General features: G+C 51.6%; 13 protein-coding genes. 10 read left to right on the top strand and 3 right to left on the bottom strand.

Annotated elements, in window-relative coordinates:
• The first annotated feature begins 5 nt into the window (after positions 1 to 5).
• The 3 genes from MHH78_RS23900 to uidA are packed head-to-tail and all read left to right on the top strand — an operon-like array spanning position 6 to position 4,061.
• Positions 6 to 836 carry a carbohydrate ABC transporter permease gene (locus MHH78_RS23900; protein WP_076073726.1) on the top strand — a complete coding sequence of 277 codons (831 nt, stop codon included), beginning with the start codon at positions 6 to 8 and terminating at the stop codon, positions 834 to 836.
• A 27-nt stretch (positions 837 to 863) separates the two neighbouring features.
• On the top strand, positions 864 to 2,213 hold the full coding sequence (locus MHH78_RS23895; protein WP_341169034.1) for an ABC transporter substrate-binding protein: 1,350 nt from the start codon (positions 864 to 866) through the stop codon (positions 2,211 to 2,213).
• A 36-nt stretch (positions 2,214 to 2,249) separates the two neighbouring features.
• On the top strand, positions 2,250 to 4,061 hold the full coding sequence (uidA, locus tag MHH78_RS23890) for a beta-glucuronidase (RefSeq protein ID WP_341169033.1): 1,812 nt from the start codon (positions 2,250 to 2,252) through the stop codon (positions 4,059 to 4,061).
• Between the two features lie 519 nt (positions 4,062 to 4,580).
• Here uidA and MHH78_RS23885 read toward each other — a convergent pair.
• Positions 4,581 to 5,423, bottom strand: a complete 843-nt coding sequence (locus tag MHH78_RS23885; RefSeq protein WP_341169032.1) for an AraC family transcriptional regulator — start codon at positions 5,421 to 5,423, stop codon at positions 4,581 to 4,583.
• 149 nt (positions 5,424 to 5,572) lie between these two features.
• Here MHH78_RS23885 and MHH78_RS23880 point away from each other — a divergent pair, with 149 nt between their 5' ends.
• Positions 5,573 to 7,549 carry a hypothetical protein gene (locus tag MHH78_RS23880; RefSeq protein WP_341169031.1) on the top strand — a complete coding sequence of 659 codons (1,977 nt, stop codon included), beginning with the start codon at positions 5,573 to 5,575 and terminating at the stop codon, positions 7,547 to 7,549.
• An 81-nt stretch (positions 7,550 to 7,630) separates the two neighbouring features.
• Here MHH78_RS23880 and MHH78_RS23875 read toward each other — a convergent pair whose 3' ends face one another.
• Positions 7,631 to 8,023 (bottom strand): GNAT family N-acetyltransferase, encoded by a 393-nt coding sequence (locus tag MHH78_RS23875; RefSeq protein ID WP_341169030.1) that lies wholly within the window; start codon positions 8,021 to 8,023, stop codon positions 7,631 to 7,633.
• 182 nt (positions 8,024 to 8,205) lie between these two features.
• Positions 8,206 to 9,063, bottom strand: coding sequence for an AraC family transcriptional regulator (locus tag MHH78_RS23870; protein WP_036729948.1), 858 nt, complete (start codon positions 9,061 to 9,063; stop codon positions 8,206 to 8,208).
• A gap of 249 nt (positions 9,064 to 9,312) precedes the next feature.
• On the opposite strand from MHH78_RS23870, the gene MHH78_RS23865 reads away from it, so the two are divergent.
• The 6 genes from MHH78_RS23865 to MHH78_RS23840 all read left to right on the top strand — a co-directional run bounded on the left by MHH78_RS23865 (position 9,313) and on the right by MHH78_RS23840 (position 17,830).
• Positions 9,313 to 10,665, top strand: a complete 1,353-nt coding sequence (locus tag MHH78_RS23865; RefSeq protein WP_341169029.1) for a glucuronoxylanase — start codon at positions 9,313 to 9,315, stop codon at positions 10,663 to 10,665.
• A 107-nt stretch (positions 10,666 to 10,772) separates the two neighbouring features.
• Positions 10,773 to 12,332, top strand: a complete 1,560-nt coding sequence (locus tag MHH78_RS23860) for a response regulator transcription factor (protein WP_341169028.1) — start codon at positions 10,773 to 10,775, stop codon at positions 12,330 to 12,332.
• A 9-nt stretch (positions 12,333 to 12,341) separates the two neighbouring features.
• Positions 12,342 to 14,066: a sensor histidine kinase gene (locus MHH78_RS23855; RefSeq protein WP_341169027.1), complete on the top strand. Its 1,725-nt coding sequence runs from the start codon at positions 12,342 to 12,344 to the stop codon at positions 14,064 to 14,066.
• A gap of 133 nt (positions 14,067 to 14,199) precedes the next feature.
• The gene (locus tag MHH78_RS23850; protein ID WP_341169026.1) at positions 14,200 to 15,882 is read left to right on the top strand and encodes an ABC transporter substrate-binding protein; all 1,683 of its coding nucleotides are present in this window, start codon (positions 14,200 to 14,202) and stop codon (positions 15,880 to 15,882) included.
• A 97-nt stretch (positions 15,883 to 15,979) separates the two neighbouring features.
• Positions 15,980 to 16,897, top strand: a complete 918-nt coding sequence (locus MHH78_RS23845) for an ABC transporter permease (protein WP_341170367.1) — start codon at positions 15,980 to 15,982, stop codon at positions 16,895 to 16,897.
• Between the two features lie 15 nt (positions 16,898 to 16,912).
• Positions 16,913 to 17,830, top strand: coding sequence for a carbohydrate ABC transporter permease (locus tag MHH78_RS23840; protein ID WP_339313724.1), 918 nt, complete (start codon positions 16,913 to 16,915; stop codon positions 17,828 to 17,830).
• The last annotated feature ends 207 nt before the right edge of the window (positions 17,831 to 18,037 follow it).

Below are 18,037 nucleotides of genomic sequence, written 5' to 3'. Positions count from 1 at the left end.
TACACATGCGATCGATCAAACTTAACCGTGTTATTGTTACCGTTTTCATGGCGGTTGCGGGTATCCTGTTCATCATGCCGTTCTTATGGATGCTCTCCGCCTCCTTCAAGCCCGAGCTGGATGTGATGAAATATCCGATAGAATGGATTCCCTCGAAATGGAATGCGGTGGAGAACTACAAGCAGGTATGGGCGGGAGCCGTGCCGTTCACACTCTATTACTGGAACACGACGAAGGTTACCCTGATGTCTACAGCGCTATCGCTGATTATTTCCGCTATGGCGGCTTACGGCTTCTCCAAAATCATTTTCAAAGGGCGGGATATTCTCTTCCTGGTTGTCCTGGCCACCTTCATGATTCCGACGCAGGCCATTCTGGTTCCGCAGTTCATTATGTACCGCTGGCTTGGATTGTTCGACAGCCATTTCGGGCTGGTGCTGCTTGCCGCCTCCGGCGTGCTGGGAACCTTCCTGCTGAGGCAGTTCTTCCTGGGAATCCATGATGAAATTATTGAATCGGCGCGGATTGATGCAGCGGGCCACTGGACGATCTTCATGCGGATTGCCATGCCACTGGTGCAGCCAGCCCTTGCTACCTATATGATTCTCCGCTTTATCTGGACCTGGAATGATTACCAGAATCCGCTGATCTTCCTTCGTTCCGATTCATTGTTTACCCTGCAGCTGGGCATCCGGAAATTCGCTGATTTCAGCGGCGAGTTCTACTCCTTAATGATGGCAGGTGCCGTATCAGCCATTCTGCCATTGTTAATTATTTTCATGATTGGCCAGAAGCAGGTGATTGAGGGAGTTGCGATGGGCAGTGTCAAAGGCTAGACTAATTACATTACAGGGGGTTGTATCATGTCAAAAGTAAAACGCAATCTATTCATCGCTATACCGCTGTTATCCCTGCTGGTATCCGGTTGCGGAGGGGCCGGCAATGCAGAGAAGGAGCCGGCGGCAACGGGTGCCGGAACAGATGCAGAACAAGCGGTAACCATTAAGCTTAGCAACTGGTATGCCAAAAAAATGGACAACTGGGATATCGTCATTGCCGAGTTCGAGAAGCAGCATCCGAACATTAAGGTGGAATTCGCCTCTGCAGAGGACAACAACTCCAACGAGTATTATAAGAAGCTCGACCTGGCGGTGGCCGGCGGCGATGATCTGGATATCCTCATGTTCAGTAACATGACCTTCCTGTCCCAGCGTGCAGGCCTGGGGATGATTGAGCCGCTGGATGATTATCTGGCCAAGGACAGCATTAATTTCAAGGACGAATATACATCCGATACCAGTATTGACGGCAAGGTCTATGGACTGCCCGGCAAGTCCTCCCAGGGTCTTGTGATTATTAACGAGGATCATCTGAAGGAGGCGGGACTTGAGCTGCCTAAGGACTGGACCTGGGATCAGTACATGGATTACGCTAAGGCGATGTCGAAAAAGAATGGCGATAAGACCCGGTACGGCACCTACTTCCACAGTTGGATTCAATATGGATATGTGGCGCAGAACTTCGGCCAGCCGGTGAATGCCAATCTGACTACCGATGACGGCAAGACCGCCAATATCGACAATCCGTTCATGCGCAAGTCGCTTGAGCTGCGGCTTCGGGGAGAATCGGAAGGCTCCGCAACCCCGTATTCCGAGGTGGTCAGCCAGAAGCTGAACTACAGACCGCAATATTTCAACCAGGACACCAGTATGCTTGTTACGGGGACCTTCCTGATCCCGGAGACTGGCGGAACGGATACCATTCCAGCTACCTTCAAGACCGTGTTCGCTCCGCTGCCTAAGATGAAAGCGGAAGATCCAATGTCATCGAACGTGAGCGGGGATGTCCTGAGCATCTACAGCAAGTCCAAGCATAAAGACGAAGCCTACACCTTCATCCGCTGGTTCTCCACCGAAGGGATTGTACTGCAAGGCAAGAATATCCCGTCCTGGAAAAAAGCTGATCTGAATGATGTGGTGGACCGGATCATCGCAGGCAGCAAGACCCCGGAAATGATCGACAAAGCTTCCCTGCTCTATGTTCTGGAGAATACCAAATCTACTACTGCAGCTACGGCAGTACCTTATCACGCTGAGCTGGAGAAGGTGCTGCTGGAGGAGTTCGACAAAATGATGCTGTCCGGTCAAAGTATTGATGATACGATTCAGCATGCACAAACCAAGATTCAGAAGATTATTGATTCCAAATCCTAAGAAGCAGATATCACAGATTAGATAGGAGTGCTGCCCGTGCTGTATCCAATAATGACGGAAACCCGCAGTCTGTATGATCTGGGCGGGGTATGGAATTTCAAGCTGGACGATGGCTCCGGCTGGGACGAGAGCTGGCAGGCATCGAAGCTCACAGATACGATCCCAATGGCGGTGCCCTCGGCTTACAATGATCTTGGCGTAAGCCCGGAGATTCGTAATCATGTCGGCTGGGTGTGGTACGAGCGGGAGCTGACGCTCCCGGCGAACATCCTGAATGAACGGCTGGTGCTGCGCTTCGGCTCGGCTACCCATAAGGCGAAGGTATTTATCAATGGAAGCTTGGTGATGGAGCATGCCGGTGGCTTCCTTCCCTTCGAGGGCGTGATTAACAGCTATATCCGGCCTGGAACGAACCGGTTGACGGTGGCTGTTCATAATGTCGTGGATTACACGACACTGCCTGTAGGCCTGTACACAGAGACTGAAGGCCCGGACGGGAAGACCAAGGTGAAGAATCAGCCGAACTTTGATTTCTTCAACTTTGCCGGATTGCAGCGGCCTGTCAAAATCTACTCCACGCCGCAGACCTTCGTTCAGGACGTTACTGTAGTGACCGATTACAAGGAGGAGCAGGGGAAGGAGAGGCAGGGGATAGTCCGCTATAGCGTGGACATTAGCGGAGAAGCTGAGGTCCGGGTCACGCTACTGGATGAAGAGGGGAAGGCGGTCTGCTCAGGTTCAGGACGGTCCGGCACTCTGGATATTCCCGGCGTGATCCTATGGCAGCCGCTGAATGCCTATCTATACACCCTGAAGATTGAGCTTCTGCAAGCGGAGCAGTTGGTTGATGTCTATGAGCTGCCGTTCGGTGTACGGACGGTAGAGGTGAAGGACGGGCAGTTCCTGATCAATGGCGAGCCCTTCTACTTCAAGGGGTACGGCAGACATGAGGACACTCCGTTCCATGGACGGGGACTGGATGAAGCCGCGAACATTATGGATTTCAATCTGATGAAATGGTCGGGGGCCAACTCCTTCCGCACGGCGCATTATCCGTATGCCGAGGAAGTGATGCGTCTGGCTGACCGTGAAGGCTTCGTCGTGATTAATGAGACTCCGGCGGTAGGCTTGGATCTTAATTTCCTGGTGATGTTCTCAGGAGGTTCGAAGAAGGATACCTGGGCAGAGGTCCAGACCTTCGGGCATCACCGGCAGGTGATCCGGGAGCTAATTAACCGGGATAAGAACCATGCCTGTGTAGTGATGTGGAATGTAGCGAACGAACCAGCCTCTTATGAGGATGGGGCTTATGAATATTTCAAGCCGCTGATTGAGCAGTTGCGGGAAGAAGACCCGCAGCATCGTCCGGTTACGCTGGTAACGCATATTGAGGCTTCGCCGGCGAACGACAGGATCTCTGAGCTGATCGATGTGCTGGCCTTCAACCGGTATTACGGCTGGTATGTGGACGGGGGAGATCTGGAGTCGGCGAAGGACAAGCTGCGGCTGGAGCTGGAAGCTTGGAGCCAGCGGTGCCCGGGCAAGCCGATGATGATGACCGAATATGGAACCGATACCGTAGCCGGACTGCATGATGTGGAGCCGATCATGTTCACGGAAGAGTACCAGGTGGCGTTCTACCGGGCGAACCATGAAGTCTTCGACGAGTTCCAGGAGTTTGTGGGCGAGCAGGTATGGAATTTCGCCGACTTTGCTACCAGCCAGGGCATCATCCGCGTGCAGGGCAACAAGAAGGGCATCTTCACCCGGGAACGCAAGCCCAAAGCGGCAGCCCACGAGCTGCGCCGGAGATGGACGGCTATACCGGATTTTGGGTATAAGAAGTAGATTGAGTTTAAGTTGCAGCGTAAGTTTGCAAGCCTGCAAGATTGCAAGCCTCCATGCTTGCAAGTCTCCAACCCTTCAAGCCTCCCGTTATGGGAGGCTTTTTTTAAACAATAACCCCCGGCTTGGCTGGGGGCCTTATGTGATACGTTGCAAGAGGGAAGGGCGGATATAGTTGGAAAAAAGGCACTTAATTTTGCCGAAATCGAGGGTTGAGGGCAAGCAGTTTGAAAAAGTACACTTAATTCCTGGAATCCGATGGATTTAGCAGAAGTCGGGCTGAGTAAGCTGCATTTTTCCAACTAATTAGTTTACGTACCCCTTTACCGCCAAATTAGATGTACAATTTCCACTTGTATAAGTCCGCCGCCATGAGTCAGACGCTGTAAGTCCCCCGCGCTCTCAACTGTAAGCAACACTCTCTCGAATCTGTAAATCCCCAGCCCCCTAATGATCCAGTCCCGCCTTCCGCAGACACTGCGCCTTCCCGCTCCACTTCCCGCGAACATTCTACATTCTGTTTTATTCCTGCCTGGCGTACCTTCCAGGGGATACTCCGGCCACCTTGGTGAAGCTGCGGATGAAGTTAGCGTAATCGCTGAAGCCGGATTGATAACAGGCCTCGGTGATGCTAAGCCCTTCGCGGAGGCAGGCCTTGGCTAACGAAATCCGGCGGTCCAGGATATAGGAACGGAGCGTTAAGCCTGTGTGCTGTTTGAACTGGCGGCTAATATAGGTGCTGTTCAAATGAAAGGTGCTGCTAAGCTGCTCAAGCGTGAGGGTCTGGCCTAGATGGGCATCAATATACTCCATGGTCCTGCGGACCAGCTCCGGCATGATATCCGCAGGAACGATGCTTGTTCTATGAAACACGCTGTTGGTCAGCACCAATAATTGAGCAAGCATGCTGTTGGCGAGGATATCTGCCCCATACGCATCCGATGAGAGGACCTCCTCCAGATCGCCGGTCAACCTGAGAACCTGCTGAAGCTCGGCTTCCTCCAGATGCACGATGTTGCCCTTACCCTTCGGGCGGTAGTCGAAGCACCAGGATAGAGGGGTAGCCGGAGTAGACAGGCGGTGCAGATAAGATTTTTGGAGATTGATCGTAATCCGTTCATATTCCGATTCATCCTGGCTGAAGGAACGATGCATTTCTTCCGGGTTCAGCACAAGCAGATCTCCGCGCTGCAGGTGGTAGCAGCTGTTCTCAATATAGAACTTGACGTTGCCGCGCAGAAATAAGTACAGCTCATACGCTTCATGACGGTGATAGAAGGTTCCCATATTATAGGTGGTTGTCCTGTGCAGGTAGAGGTAATCTTTATGGATTGGGTCATAGCGAAGCTCAAATGGCTCGTTCATGGGTAACCTCCGGATCATTTCGCGCAATAATAACAGCGGAACCTGCAATGATTCTTCTCTGGAACTACTTTAAAATGACATTATCCTAGCATGCAGGAATATGATTTGCAACCCTTTTATCGTATTACAACAGACTGGAGGACAGGGTAGTGGAACTGATCATAACGGCAAGAAGCAAGGCTCAGGAAGATCCTGAATATACCGGACTTAACGGGCATGGACTACATGCATCCGTTGAGATAACAGGCGGGACAGGCAGTGCACAGCACCCCTTTCAGGCTCATGTACAGATTAAGAATCTGAACAGCACGCCTTGGTCAGGCGTCATTCATGTGGAGTTGCCGTTCGCCAAGGCTGATCCGCGCTTTTTTCTTCCCGCATTTATGTATGGCCGTAACCGGGGGGAAGCTCCGCAGAATGTTCCGAATGAGTTCCCGCGGCTTAGAGACGGCCAGCCCTCGCGTCCTTCTTCTCCCTGGTGGATGGTCCGGAGCGACCGGCTGTCGCATCCGGCGGCGCTGGTATACGACACTGGCAAAGTGTACGGATTATGCGCCAGCCCTTATTTTATATACAGGAAGGGAGAGAAGATCCAGTGGAAGCCTGGGCTAGAGGGGGAGTTCTTGCAGTATGGCGGCCTCACCTGCTCGCTTGCCAAGGGAACGGTCGGCTATACGCTGGGGTATGAGAATGCTCCGCTTCTGTTCATCAAATCGCGTCTCGTCAAGGAACGGGCACCGCTGGAGGAGAACTGCTTCGAACTGGCGGCCTCAGAGTCAGTAGCGTTCCTGCTGGAATTGTATGACTACAAGGCTGAGTCTGAGCTGAGCATTAATGCTGCGCTGGAAGAGATCTATTCCCGCTATCATCAGCCCCCAAGACCCGGCAGCGGGATCAGGAGCGCTGCGGCCGATCTGTCGAAGGCCATCTATCAGTATGCGTGGCTGCCTGAGGACCGGAGTTACACAACCTTTGTCTATGAGGACAAGGAGACGGGCGGGTACCGGTACAATAAAATCATCTCCATCAGCTGGACAAACGGTCTGACTGTAGCCACCCCTATGCTGATGGCTGCGCTGCGGCTGGGAGATGAGCCTATGCGCGAGCAGGCGCTCTCCTGCATTGAGCATATCATCGGGAACTCCCTGAACCCGGCTTCCGGTCTTCCCTATGAGGCCTATCAGGACGGGAAATGGAGCATTCACGGCTGGTGGTTTGACGGGATGCGCACGCCCGGACATTCCGCCTATCTATGCGGACAGGCCTTGTTCTATATTATGAAGGCCTATGAATACGAGAAACGGCTCAAGCATGTCGTTCACGAGGAGTGGGTGGAGTTCGTGCGGAAGATTCTCCCTGTACTGGAGAGAAGCCGGAATTCGGACGGTGAATACCCTACGATTCTCTCCGAGCGAACCGGTGCCGGGCTTGAATACGATTCCTTCAGCGGGACCTGGATCATGGCTGCCATAGCCTACTATAGCTGGCTAACGGGAAACCGGTCGCATCTGGACAGCCTGAAGCGCAGCGAGCGGCATTATTATGAGACCTATGTGAGACGGATGGAGTGTTATGGGGCGCCGCTTGATGCGGATAAGGCGGTAGATTCTGAAGGGATTCTGGCGTATATCCGGGCGGTGCGATATCTGCACGCCCTCACTGGGGATGAGCTGTATCTGGATCATATGAGAGATGCGCTTGCTTACGAGTTCACCTTCAAATTCGCTTATAATTCACCGGTTAAGGTGCCGCCGCTCAGCACAGTGGGCTGGTCCAGCTCCGGGGGGAGTGTGACCTCCGTCGCCAATCCGCATATTCATCCCATGTCGAGCAGCGTGGTGGATGAGCTGTATTACTTCGTGCAGCAGCGCGATGATCCCTACGTCCGGCAGCGGATGCTGGATACCGTCGGCTGGGGCTGTCAGACCTACAACCGGTATGACCGGGAGTTCGATCACGGCTTGACAGGCTGGATGTCCGAGAGATTCTGCCATTCTGAGGGGTTGGTAACCGAGACCTACAGTGACGGTTCACCGGCCAGCACCTGGTTCTGTCTGATGCCCTGGGCCAGCGGCAGTATTATTGAAGGTCTGGTTGGCGATTACTGGGAGGCGGACAGCGAGTAGCGCTGTTAATTCTCAATGTTGATATTCTGCCAAAAATATAACCGCCCTGCAGAGGGCGGTTAATTAAGCTGTTGTTTCCCATTAGTTGCAAGTAGACTCGCAGGATACCGTAAATTTCATACCCATCGTCTGCACTGCATTTCCTTGAATTTCAGTGGAACCATCTTCTACGAATACCGGAATTTCAAGTGCTGATATCAACTTCGTCCAGAACTTAACAGCTTTTACATTCGATTTGAACATCCCCACCTCGTAGCGGCCAGAATACAGTTTGAAGATTTGCATGACAGCATCTTTGGCTATATTCGTGCCTCTGTATTTGGGCAATACAAATAGCTCCTGCACTGAATAGTCCACTTCCTTTGCAACATAAGGAGGGGAGGTAACCAGAATAAAGCCAACGATTTTGTCATTAAACGTGATGAAGTGAGGATATAACCGTTCGTCCCTATAATATGGCGAGATATCTTCCATTTCGAATGTACCTTCTGCTCCAATATCCTCCTGTGACCCCCATATATTATTTTCTTTTCAGTGCCCTCTGTTTGACGGAGACCTTTGCTACCCTAAAGATACAGTATCACACATTACGTCGAACGTAAGGTGAAAAGACAGCTATAATTAACGTTACCTTTTTCAAAAGAATGCCCGGGCACTTACGGCAGCATACCAGCCCGGTACCTGCCCGGGGACATACCGGCCACCTTGGTGAAGCTGCGGATGAAGTTGGCGTAATCGCTGAAGCCGGACAGCTCGCAGGCGGCCGCGACGCTCTTGCCGGAGGTAAGGTGGCTCATGGCCAGGGAGACGCGCTTGTTAACGATATAGGAGCGGACGGTAAGTCCCGTGTGCTCTTTGAACTGCTGGCTTATATATTTGCCGCTGTAATGAAATTCCTGCTCCAGCTGGGCGGAATAGATCGGTTCGAGCAGATGCTCCTCGATGTAAGCCATCGTCCGGCGGACAAGCTCCGGCATGAGATTATGCGGCAAAGCGGCGGAGGACTGCTGCAGAGTGTTGATGAATACAAGCAGGCGGGTGGCATAGGAATCGGCCAGCAGATCCTGTCCGTACTCCTCGGAGTGAAGGCTATAGATCAATTGGTCCGCCAGTCTGGAATAGAAGGCGCACTGGTCGCGGGAGAGCCGGATCAGCGTGTTCAGCCCCGAGGGAAAGGCGTTGAAGCAGGCCAACAGGTTCGTGCGGCTGCTGGATAGCCGCCGCAGGGCGGATCTTCGCAGGTTCAGCCCGATTCGTTCATAGGTCTGGTTGTCGGCACAGACACAGCGGTGCATCTCACCTGGACGGATCAGAATCAGATCGCCGGGGGAGAGCTTGTAGCAGGACTGCTCCACATACATATAGGTATTGCCTCTCAGGAACAGGTAGATTTCGTAGGCATCGTGCCGGTGGTAAGGCTGAGCCGGGCTGAGCTGCTCCGTGGTGGTTGATTTGTGGAAGCAGATCATTTCTTCGGGGATCGGGGTGAACACATACTGGGCAAGCTGCTCCATGGCATCCATTCCTTTAATTGGATATATAAGGATTATCGGTATCCGCGCAATATAGTATCGCTGATATGCAACGACGACATATCAACTATTTAATATAATACAGGAATAGGAAGCGCTTGCAAGTGTTGCAAGGGAAAAGGACAAGCCTGTACAGGGTACAGCTGCCGCTTCGATTAGACAGGAGGTGCGACCAGAGGCAGAATTCGGCAGGAATGTTGTGCAGAAATCATATAATAAGGAGATGAAGCAATGAAATCAACGTTTAAAAAATCACTATGTACCTTGCTGGCAACGGTAACTATGTTGTCTATGCTGGTGGTGCCACCGCCGCCCAAAGTTTCAGCAGCCAGCGATGTGACGGTCAATCTGTCCGCCCAGAAGCAGGTGATCCGCGGGTTCGGCGGCATTAACCATCCGAACTGGATCGGGGATCTGACCGCCGCGCAGCGGGAGACCGCCTTCGGGAACGGGGCGAACCAGTTGGGATTCTCCATTCTGAGAATCTCTGTGGACGAGAACAAGAACAACTGGTATAAGGAGCTGGATACGGCCAAGGCAGCCGTTGCCAAAGGAGCCATCGTTTTTGCTTCGCCGTGGAATCCGCCTAGCAGCATGACGGAGACCTTCAACCGCAACGGGAATACCTCAGCCAAGCGTCTCAAATATAACCAGTACGGCGCATACGCCCAGCATCTGAATGACTTCGTGACGTACATGAAGAATAACGGGGTTAACCTGTATGCGATCTCGGTGCAGAACGAGCCGGACTATGCCGAGACCTGGACCTGGTGGACACCTGCCGAAATGCTGAACTTTATGAAGAATTATGCCGGTTCCATTAACTGCCGGGTCATTGCTCCGGAGTCCTTCCAATATCTGAAGAATATGTCCGATCCGATTCTGAATGACTCCCAGGCGCTGGCTAATATGGACATTCTGGGTGCACATTTGTATGGAACTCAGGTGAACAACTTCGCTTATCCGCTCTTCAAGCAGAAGGGTGCAGGCAAAGAGCTGTGGATGACCGAGGTCTATTACCCGAACAGCAATAACAACTCGGCCAACCTGTGGCCGGAAGCGCTGGAAGTAGCCTACCATATGCACAATGCGCTGGTGGAAGGGGATTTCCAGGCTTATGTATGGTGGTATATCCGCCGCCAATACAGCCCGATGAATGAAGACGGCAGTATCAGTAAGCGCGGGGACAGCATGGCCCAGTTCTCCAAGTTCGTCCGCCCGGGTTATGTAAGAGTTGATGCTACGAAGAACCCTAACACCAATGTCTATGTCTCGGCTTACAAGGGCAGTAACAAGGCAGTGATTGTCGCTATTAATAAAAGCAATTCGGCGGTTAGCCAGCGGTTCGTCCTGCAAAATGGCTCCGCATCGAGTGTGTCCCCATGGACCACAGACGCCAGCCGCAAGGTAGCCGCCGGATCAGCCATTAATGTGTCGAATGGTGCCTTCACTGCCCAACTCCCGGCTCTTAGTGTAACTACCTTCGTAGCCACACTCGGAAGCAGCAAAAGCTCAGTAACGGATACTACTTATGAGGCCGACACCGAAGTCGAAGCCGACACTACATTAATCGTTGCAGAATAGAAACCATTCACTCCAGTTTCCATAAGCAACCTTATCCTGGCCTGTAAACAGCAGCTTGTACAGTGCGTTTGCGGGCCGGGATTTTTTAGAATATAAGGAGGGGTATCGTGTTCAAAGTGTTGCTGGTAGACGATGAGGTGTATGTTCGCAAAGGGCTGCTGGAAATCATTCCTTGGGAAGCGTTGAAATTCAGCGTTGTGGGAGAGGCCAATAATGGCGCTGAAGCGCTGGAGATGATTGAACAGCTGGAGCCTGACCTGGTGATTACGGATATCCGCATGCCTACTCTGGACGGGCTGGATCTGATCCGCAGTGTGTATGCACAGGCCAGACTTCCTCTGATCTTCATCATTATCAGTGGCTTCCACGATTTCAACTATGCGCAGCAGGCCTTGCGCTACGGGGTTCATGATTACATCTTGAAGCCCATAGATGAAGAGGAGATGACCGCTGCGCTGCGGAAGCTGTCGTATGCCATGGGCAGGAAGCGGATTGCCTCGCTGACTAATGATGATCTTACGACCAGTGCAATCATGGAAGCGCTCGTGCAGGAGAGTCTCCAGCCGGAGGAGGCCGAACCTTATGCAGCAGCCTTGGGTCTGGAAGGAGTGGGCGGCTTTCTCTACACCATGACCGAGATTCATGCGGGAGGGGGGCAGGACAAGCCAACCACCCTGAAGCAATTCCAGGAGGCGCTGTACTCCCCAGAGGTGGGAGGTGCCGGCATTCCTGTCCTGGAACAGCAGCCGGGGACCTTCGGGATGCTGTTCTGTACGGACCAGATCGAAGGCGGATGTGGAGGTCTTGCGCTTCATTTGGAGCGGCTTCGCATAGCCCTCGCGGGGCGGCTATATATGGAGCTGAGCCTGTATGCCGGTGATCCTGTTGACACGCTGGCCCATGTCCACCGCTCTTATTCAGAGGCTAACGAAGCAGCCAGGCACAAATATGCCGAGAATACTGGAGTCATTACATATGCACAGATTAAGGATAAAGCACTGTACGTGTTTGATATGAATCCGGTACTGGCAAGCAAGCTGATTCTGGAGCTGGAGGAGGGCAACATGACGGACTATCAGCAAACCGTGAACGGCATGTTCACGTTATTCCATGAGCAGCGCTTCACCCCGCAAGCCGTGAGCAGCTCCCTCGCCCGGTGTATGGCAGGTATTCTTGGCGTGATCAAGGAGATGGACGGCACCGAAGCGGAAATTCTCCGGCTGAAGGAGCTGGCTGAACGGGGGCACGGGCAGTGGAGTCTGGCCATGCTGCAGGAGCATTTCCAGCAGGCTATACAAGAAGCAGCGGAAGCTATTGCACGGCTCCGCAAGCTGAACAGTCTGGGCGGAATCAAACCGATCAAGCAGTACATCGACACCCATTACCATGAGAATATCAGCCTGAAGAACATCGCAGCCATGTTTTATATGAATGCAGTCTATCTGGGGCGCTTGTTCCGCAAGACTTACGGCGTCTATTTCAATGAATATCTCCTGGAGCTTAGAGTGCAGGAAGCCAAGAAGCTGCTTCGGCAGAGCGATCTGAGAATGTACGAGATTGCTGGCAGGGTCGGTTTTCAGAATGCTGATTATTTCGTAACCCAATTTGAAAAGCTGGAACAGCTGACGCCGTCTGAATACCGGAATATGCTGATCGGCAAAGAATAGGGGGGGCCTATGAAGAACTTCCTGAATTACCTGAAGCTGCGCGACAAGCTGCTGCTGATGTATATGCTGTCCGTGTTCATTCCTATCGTACTGACCAATGTAGTGTTCTATAACGTGACCACTTCCAATATACGAAATCAAAAAATCCGCGATGCGGACATGGCACTGAATAATCTGAAAAACGACCTGCGGGTGACAATCGATCAGGGGGTCGGACTTTCGTATTCCCTGTATACCGATTCCATCTTCAACAAAACCATTACCCGTAAATTCACCAGCCAGAAAGACTACGTGGATACCTTCAATTCCTACCTGAGGGGCGCGCTTGCCGATGAGAATATGCAGGGGGTCCGCTGGTATCAGGTATATACGGATAATCCCACCATCTTAGCCTCCGGCTATATGGACCGGTTAACCGGCGAGATCCGAAAGTCCGGCTGGTATACCCGGTCTCTGGCCTCCTCTGCTTCCTATCCAACCTTTATCTATACAGACCAGAAGTTCAGCCTGATTCAGAGATTGAATAATTACAATACCGGCGGCTTCGAGCAGCTCGTCAAGATTGACCTGAATATAGAGCAGATTCACCAGATTTTTGAGGGAAGCGGATTTGACGGCCAGGTCTATCTGGTGGACCCTCAGGGCAGAGTACAGTTCGGGAATGTGACGGCGAACCTCACGAAGGATATTTATTTTCATGAGATCAGCTTTCCTGGCAGCTCCCGGATCTTTGATGAAGCGTACAGTGACATTAATTATCTAAAGGGCTGGACCCTGAAAGGCGTGATGGACGAGGAAAGCGTGCTGAAGGAGGTCCGCAAGTCGCGGTCCTTTGTTATATGGCTGGCATGCATCAACTTTGTACTGCCAACGATCATCATAGCCGTCATGTCGAGGTCCATTCATGTGCGGCTGGTGCGGATTCTGCGGCATATGAAGAAGGTGAAGGCGCAGAACTTCGAGACAATTCCCCCGGAAGATGCCAGAGATGAGATCGGACAGCTGACCGCCGAATTCAACCGGATGACCGAGACGATCAACAGTCTGATCAATGAGGTCTATGTGGCAGATATTCAGAAGAAAAATCTGGAGCTGAAGCAGCAGCAGGCCCAGCTTCATGCCCTGCACAGCCAGATCAATCCCCACTTTCTGTTCAATTCGCTGGAATCGGTCCGTATGCGCAGCATCATCAAGGGGGAGAAGGAGACCGCGAAGATCATCCAGCATATGGCCAAAATGTTCCGCAAATCGCTCTCCTGGAGTCATAACGATGTTACCGTCCGCGAGGAGCTGGAGCTGATTGAGAGCTTCCTTACGATCCAGCAATACCGGTTCGGTGACAAGCTGGAATACAGCATTGTTGCTGAACCGGCAGCACTCGGCCTGCGGATTCCCAAGATGGTTCTGCTGCCGTTCGTAGAGAATGCCAGTATCCATGGCATTGAATCAAGTCCGGATAAGGGGAGTATCGTAATCTCAGTCACTCTGCAGGCGGACAGGCTGATCTTCAGATTCCAGGATAACGGGATCGGCATGGATTCAGACAAGCTGGAGGAGCTTCACCGGTATCTGCAGGATGGCGACGATATCGGCGAGCATGTCGGGATGAAGAACGCATACTGCCGTCTGAAGCTTTGTTATCGGGAGGGCTTTGCTTTTTCAATGAATGCCCGCTACAGGGAGGGGACATCTATTGAAATTTCGCTTCCTGTTATGGAAGAGAAGCCGGGATGAGGAATGTACTTGGATATGTTTTTCTAAGTATGAGGTATGGTTTGTTGGGTAATCAAGAAAGCGTTTACTTGTTATATTGAAAGAGCTTACAGCATTGAAGGAATTTAAGAATCATAAGGGGGATTTAGTCGAAATGTTAAAAAGCAGGATTATGACCGCTGGTTTGGCACTCGTGTTGGCGGCGACTTTGGCAGGTTGCGGTAACAGCAATAACTCGTCTGACAGTGCAGCGAACAGTACCACGGATCAAGGAAAAGAAGATAACGCAGCGGTTACGTACAAGTATTTCAGCTTTGGCGGGCCGAAGAAGCAGGTCCTGGGCAGTGAGACCACGATCGGGAAAGAGCTGCAGACACAAACCGGCGTGGACTGGAACATTGAATATCTGGTTGGCGATGGGGATACGAAGGCTGGAGTGATGATTGCCAGCGGTGATTATCCTGACATTATTGATTCCAGCGGCCAAATGGCCAAGCTGATGGAAGCAGGGGCCTTCATTCCGCTGGATGATCTGATTGAGAAGTATGGACCCAACATCAAGCGTGTTTATGGCCCTTATTTTGATAAATTCAGACAGAAGGACGGTAAAATCTACTTCTTCCCTTACGGAGCCAATATCGGTTACCTGTCCGAGCCTAACTTCCAGACGGGGTTCTATATCCAGCGTTCCGTATTGAAGGAATTCAATTACCCTAAAATCACCACACTGGATGAATATTTCGACCTGATCAAGCAGTACAAGGAAAAGCACCCTCAGATAGAGGGCAAGGATACCATCGGTTTCGCTACTCTTGCCGGTGAGCAGGGCAGCTTCTATACCCTCCAGAATCCGGCCATGCACTTGGCAGGCTCACCTAACGACGGCAGCTCCATCATCGACATGAAGACCCATGAGGCTAAGCTGGTGGCGGGCTCTGAATATCAGAAGCGGTGGATCGGGAAGCTGAATGAGGCCAATGCCGAAGGGCTGGTTGATCCGGAGTCCTTCACCATGAACAAGGACCAGTATCTGGCGAAGCTGACCTCCGGACGCGTCCTCGGTTATTTCAGCTACTCCTGGCAGGTTGGGGACGCAACCAACAATCTGAAGAAAGCCGGCAATGATGATAAACGGTATGTATCGTTGCCCATCGTGTTCGATAAAGGAACGAAGGATCAATATATTGATCCTCCCGGCTTTGTCAACAATTACGGGGTTGGCATTACCGTCAAAGCCAAAGATCCGGTCCGCATTATCAAGTACTTCGATAACCTGCTGAAAGAAGAGAATCAGATTCTGGTCCAATGGGGCATCAAGGACCAGAGCTATGCAGTTGACGAGAACGGCCGCTTCACGTATGCCAACGATGAACAACGGCAAATGCATGAAGATCCGGAAAAGAGCATGAAATTCGGGTTCGACTACTTCAATTACAGCTGGCCTCGTTATGGAAACGCCTCTGTTCTTCAGGACGGCAACGCCTATGGTCCCGGCAGCCAGCCGGAGGTGGCAACCTTCAGCTACACGGAGGGTGACAAGAAGCTCCTTGCAGCATATGGGGTGAAGACCTTCAGTGAGCTGTTCAGCAATCCGGACGAGCGATCATGGTTCCCCGCGTGGTCGATTGCCCTTGAACAGGGATCGCCCCAGCAGATGTTCATCACCAAAGCAGATGATCTCCAGCGGAACCACCTGCCTTCGATGATTCTGGACACACCGGCCAACTTCGGCAAGAACTGGGACGATTACATGAATCAGCTCAACAAGCTGGATAAGAAGACCTATGAGGACTTCATTACTCAAAAGGTACAGGACCGCGTCGCCGGTAAATGGTGATATAGAGATTAATCAGCAGGGAGCCGGAAGGGAGTAAGATCAAGTGGAGAAACCAGTGAATTCTGTACCCCCAAGCCTTAAGAATAATAGAGGGGGCATAAATAAAACCAGTTTGTTCATTAGCCGCCTTGTCCAGCAGAGAACGCTGGCCTTTATGTGTATTCCATTCGTAATCTGGGCGTTTGTGTTTAAATACCTGCCCATTTGGGGCTGGAGTATGGCTTTTCAGAACTATAAACCCGCCAGAAGCTTTGCCGAGCAGGAATGGGCGGGTTTGAAGCATTTTCGGATTCTGTTTGAAGACAGTACCTTCTACCGGGTACTGCGCAACACCCTGGTAATGAGCACCCTTCAACTGGTACTGGGCTTCGTAACCGCAATTACGCTGGCTCTTTTACTGAATGAGCTTAAAAATATTGTGTTTAAACGTGTGGTTCAGACCATCAGCTATTTGCCGCACTTTATCTCCTGGGTTGTGGCGTCAAGCATAGTGCTGACCGTGTTATCGCCCGACGGGATCGTGAATCTGCTGCTGACGAAGCTGCATCTCCTGGACAAACCGGTGCTGTGGATGGGGAAAGGGAATTATTTCTGGGGGATTCTCGCGGGAACCCAGGTATGGAAAGACGTCGGCTGGAACACCATTATCTATTTGGCAGCGATTACAGCAATCGATCCTTCTCAATATGAGGCGGCTGAAATCGACGGGGCGGGCCGCTTTCAGCGTATGCTCAATATTACGCTTCCCGGACTCAAGCCGGTGATCATTATCCTGCTGATTATGAATTTGGGTAACATTCTTGAATCCGGATTTGAGCCGCAATATTTGCTGGGGAACGGGATGAATCTGGAATACTCGGAGAACCTGGATATTTTTGTTCTGAAATATGGTTTGGGAATGGGCAGCTTTTCCTTAGGGACCGCAGCAGGCATATTCAAAACCGTAGTCAGCTTTATCTTCCTCTTCTCCGCCAATCATATTGCCAAGAGAATGGGAGAAAGCAGATTATTCTAAAAGGAGGTTTATGTCATGCAATCAAGTAAAGCGTCCCGCTTACGGAACTCCAGTCCGGGGGACCGGATATTCGATATCTGCAATGTAATCTTTATGATTTGTCTGATGATTGTCACGATGTATCCCTTTGTTAATATGATCGCCGTGTCCTTCAACGACGCCAATGATGCCGTGAGAGGCGGTATTTATTTGTGGCCGCGCGAGTGGACCTTTAACAACTATAAATATATCTTCGGAGAATCGGAGATTTATCACGCGACCTTAATTTCACTGCTGCGCACCGTGATTGGTACGGCGGTGTCGGTCTTCTGTACAGCAATGCTGGCCTTCACCGTCAGCCGCCAGGAGTTTGTGCTGCGCAAGTTTGTCACTCTTTTCTTCGTCATTACCATGTATTTCAGCGGAGGCCTGATCCCCGGATATCTGCTGATCCGTAATTTGGGCATGACAGACTCCTTCTGGGTCTATATTGTTCCGGGGGTGATCGGGGTGTTCAATATGATCATTATCCGCTCCTTCATCGAAGGCCTTCCCGAAGGGATTCTGGAATCGGCCCGGATTGACGGTGCGGGAGAATTCACTACCTTTATCCGTGTGGTATTGCCGCTCACCATTCCCGCAATGGCAACCGTATCCTTGTTCGTCGCGGTGGGGCAATGGAATTCGTGGTTCGACGTCTTTCTGTACAATTCCTCCAATATCAAACTAAGTACCCTGCAATACGAATTGATGAAAATCCTGCAGACCACCAACACCTCTGCGACCGCAGGGGCGGTAGACGCGTACCAATCCGCAGAAAATGCCGTGAGGGTAACGCCTACCTCGCTGCGGGCAACGATGACGATCATCGCCAGTGTGCCGATCCTGGTGGTGTATCCGTTCCTGCAGAGATATTTCGTGCAGGGGATGACGGTCGGCGGGGTGAAGGGCTGATTGCGGGTATGGTTATGTCGGACTATATAGATACGATTTTTTGCTGAAGCGGCTGCACCATCCTTGTTCAAGGATGGTGCAGCCGTTTGTACATCCGGGAGGCATCTCCCTGATAGCACAACGACAAGCAGTGGCAAGCTGGATACATGATTTTAACATGAAGTTCTCATATCGTTAAAAATCAAAGTGTTTTAGTGTTATTTTAAA

The sequence above is a fragment of the Paenibacillus sp. FSL H3-0333 genome (genome assembly GCF_038002805.1).
GTDB classification, from domain to species: Bacteria; Bacillota; Bacilli; order Paenibacillales; family Paenibacillaceae; genus Paenibacillus_AQ; species Paenibacillus_AQ silagei.
This window is presented reverse-complemented; position numbering and strand designations above follow the sequence as displayed.

What these genes read in the sequence shown, in the direction of transcription:
- MHH78_RS23870 (WP_036729948.1), bottom strand. Translation starts at nt 9,063, where the DNA reads ATGGAGCAGCTTGCCCAGTATGTGTTCACCCCGATCCCCGAAGAAATG.
- MHH78_RS23895 (WP_341169034.1), top strand. Translation starts at nt 864, where the DNA reads ATGTCAAAAGTAAAACGCAATCTATTCATCGCTATACCGCTGTTATCC.
- MHH78_RS23900 (WP_076073726.1), top strand. Translation starts at nt 6, where the DNA reads ATGCGATCGATCAAACTTAACCGTGTTATTGTTACCGTTTTCATGGCG.
- MHH78_RS23840 (WP_339313724.1), top strand. Translation starts at nt 16,913, where the DNA reads ATGCAATCAAGTAAAGCGTCCCGCTTACGGAACTCCAGTCCGGGGGAC.
- MHH78_RS23850 (WP_341169026.1), top strand. Translation starts at nt 14,200, where the DNA reads ATGTTAAAAAGCAGGATTATGACCGCTGGTTTGGCACTCGTGTTGGCG.
- MHH78_RS23865 (WP_341169029.1), top strand. Translation starts at nt 9,313, where the DNA reads ATGAAATCAACGTTTAAAAAATCACTATGTACCTTGCTGGCAACGGTA.
- MHH78_RS23875 (WP_341169030.1), bottom strand. Translation starts at nt 8,023, where the DNA reads ATGGAAGATATCTCGCCATATTATAGGGACGAACGGTTATATCCTCAC.
- MHH78_RS23885 (WP_341169032.1), bottom strand. Translation starts at nt 5,423, where the DNA reads ATGAACGAGCCATTTGAGCTTCGCTATGACCCAATCCATAAAGATTAC.
- MHH78_RS23855 (WP_341169027.1), top strand. Translation starts at nt 12,342, where the DNA reads ATGAAGAACTTCCTGAATTACCTGAAGCTGCGCGACAAGCTGCTGCTG.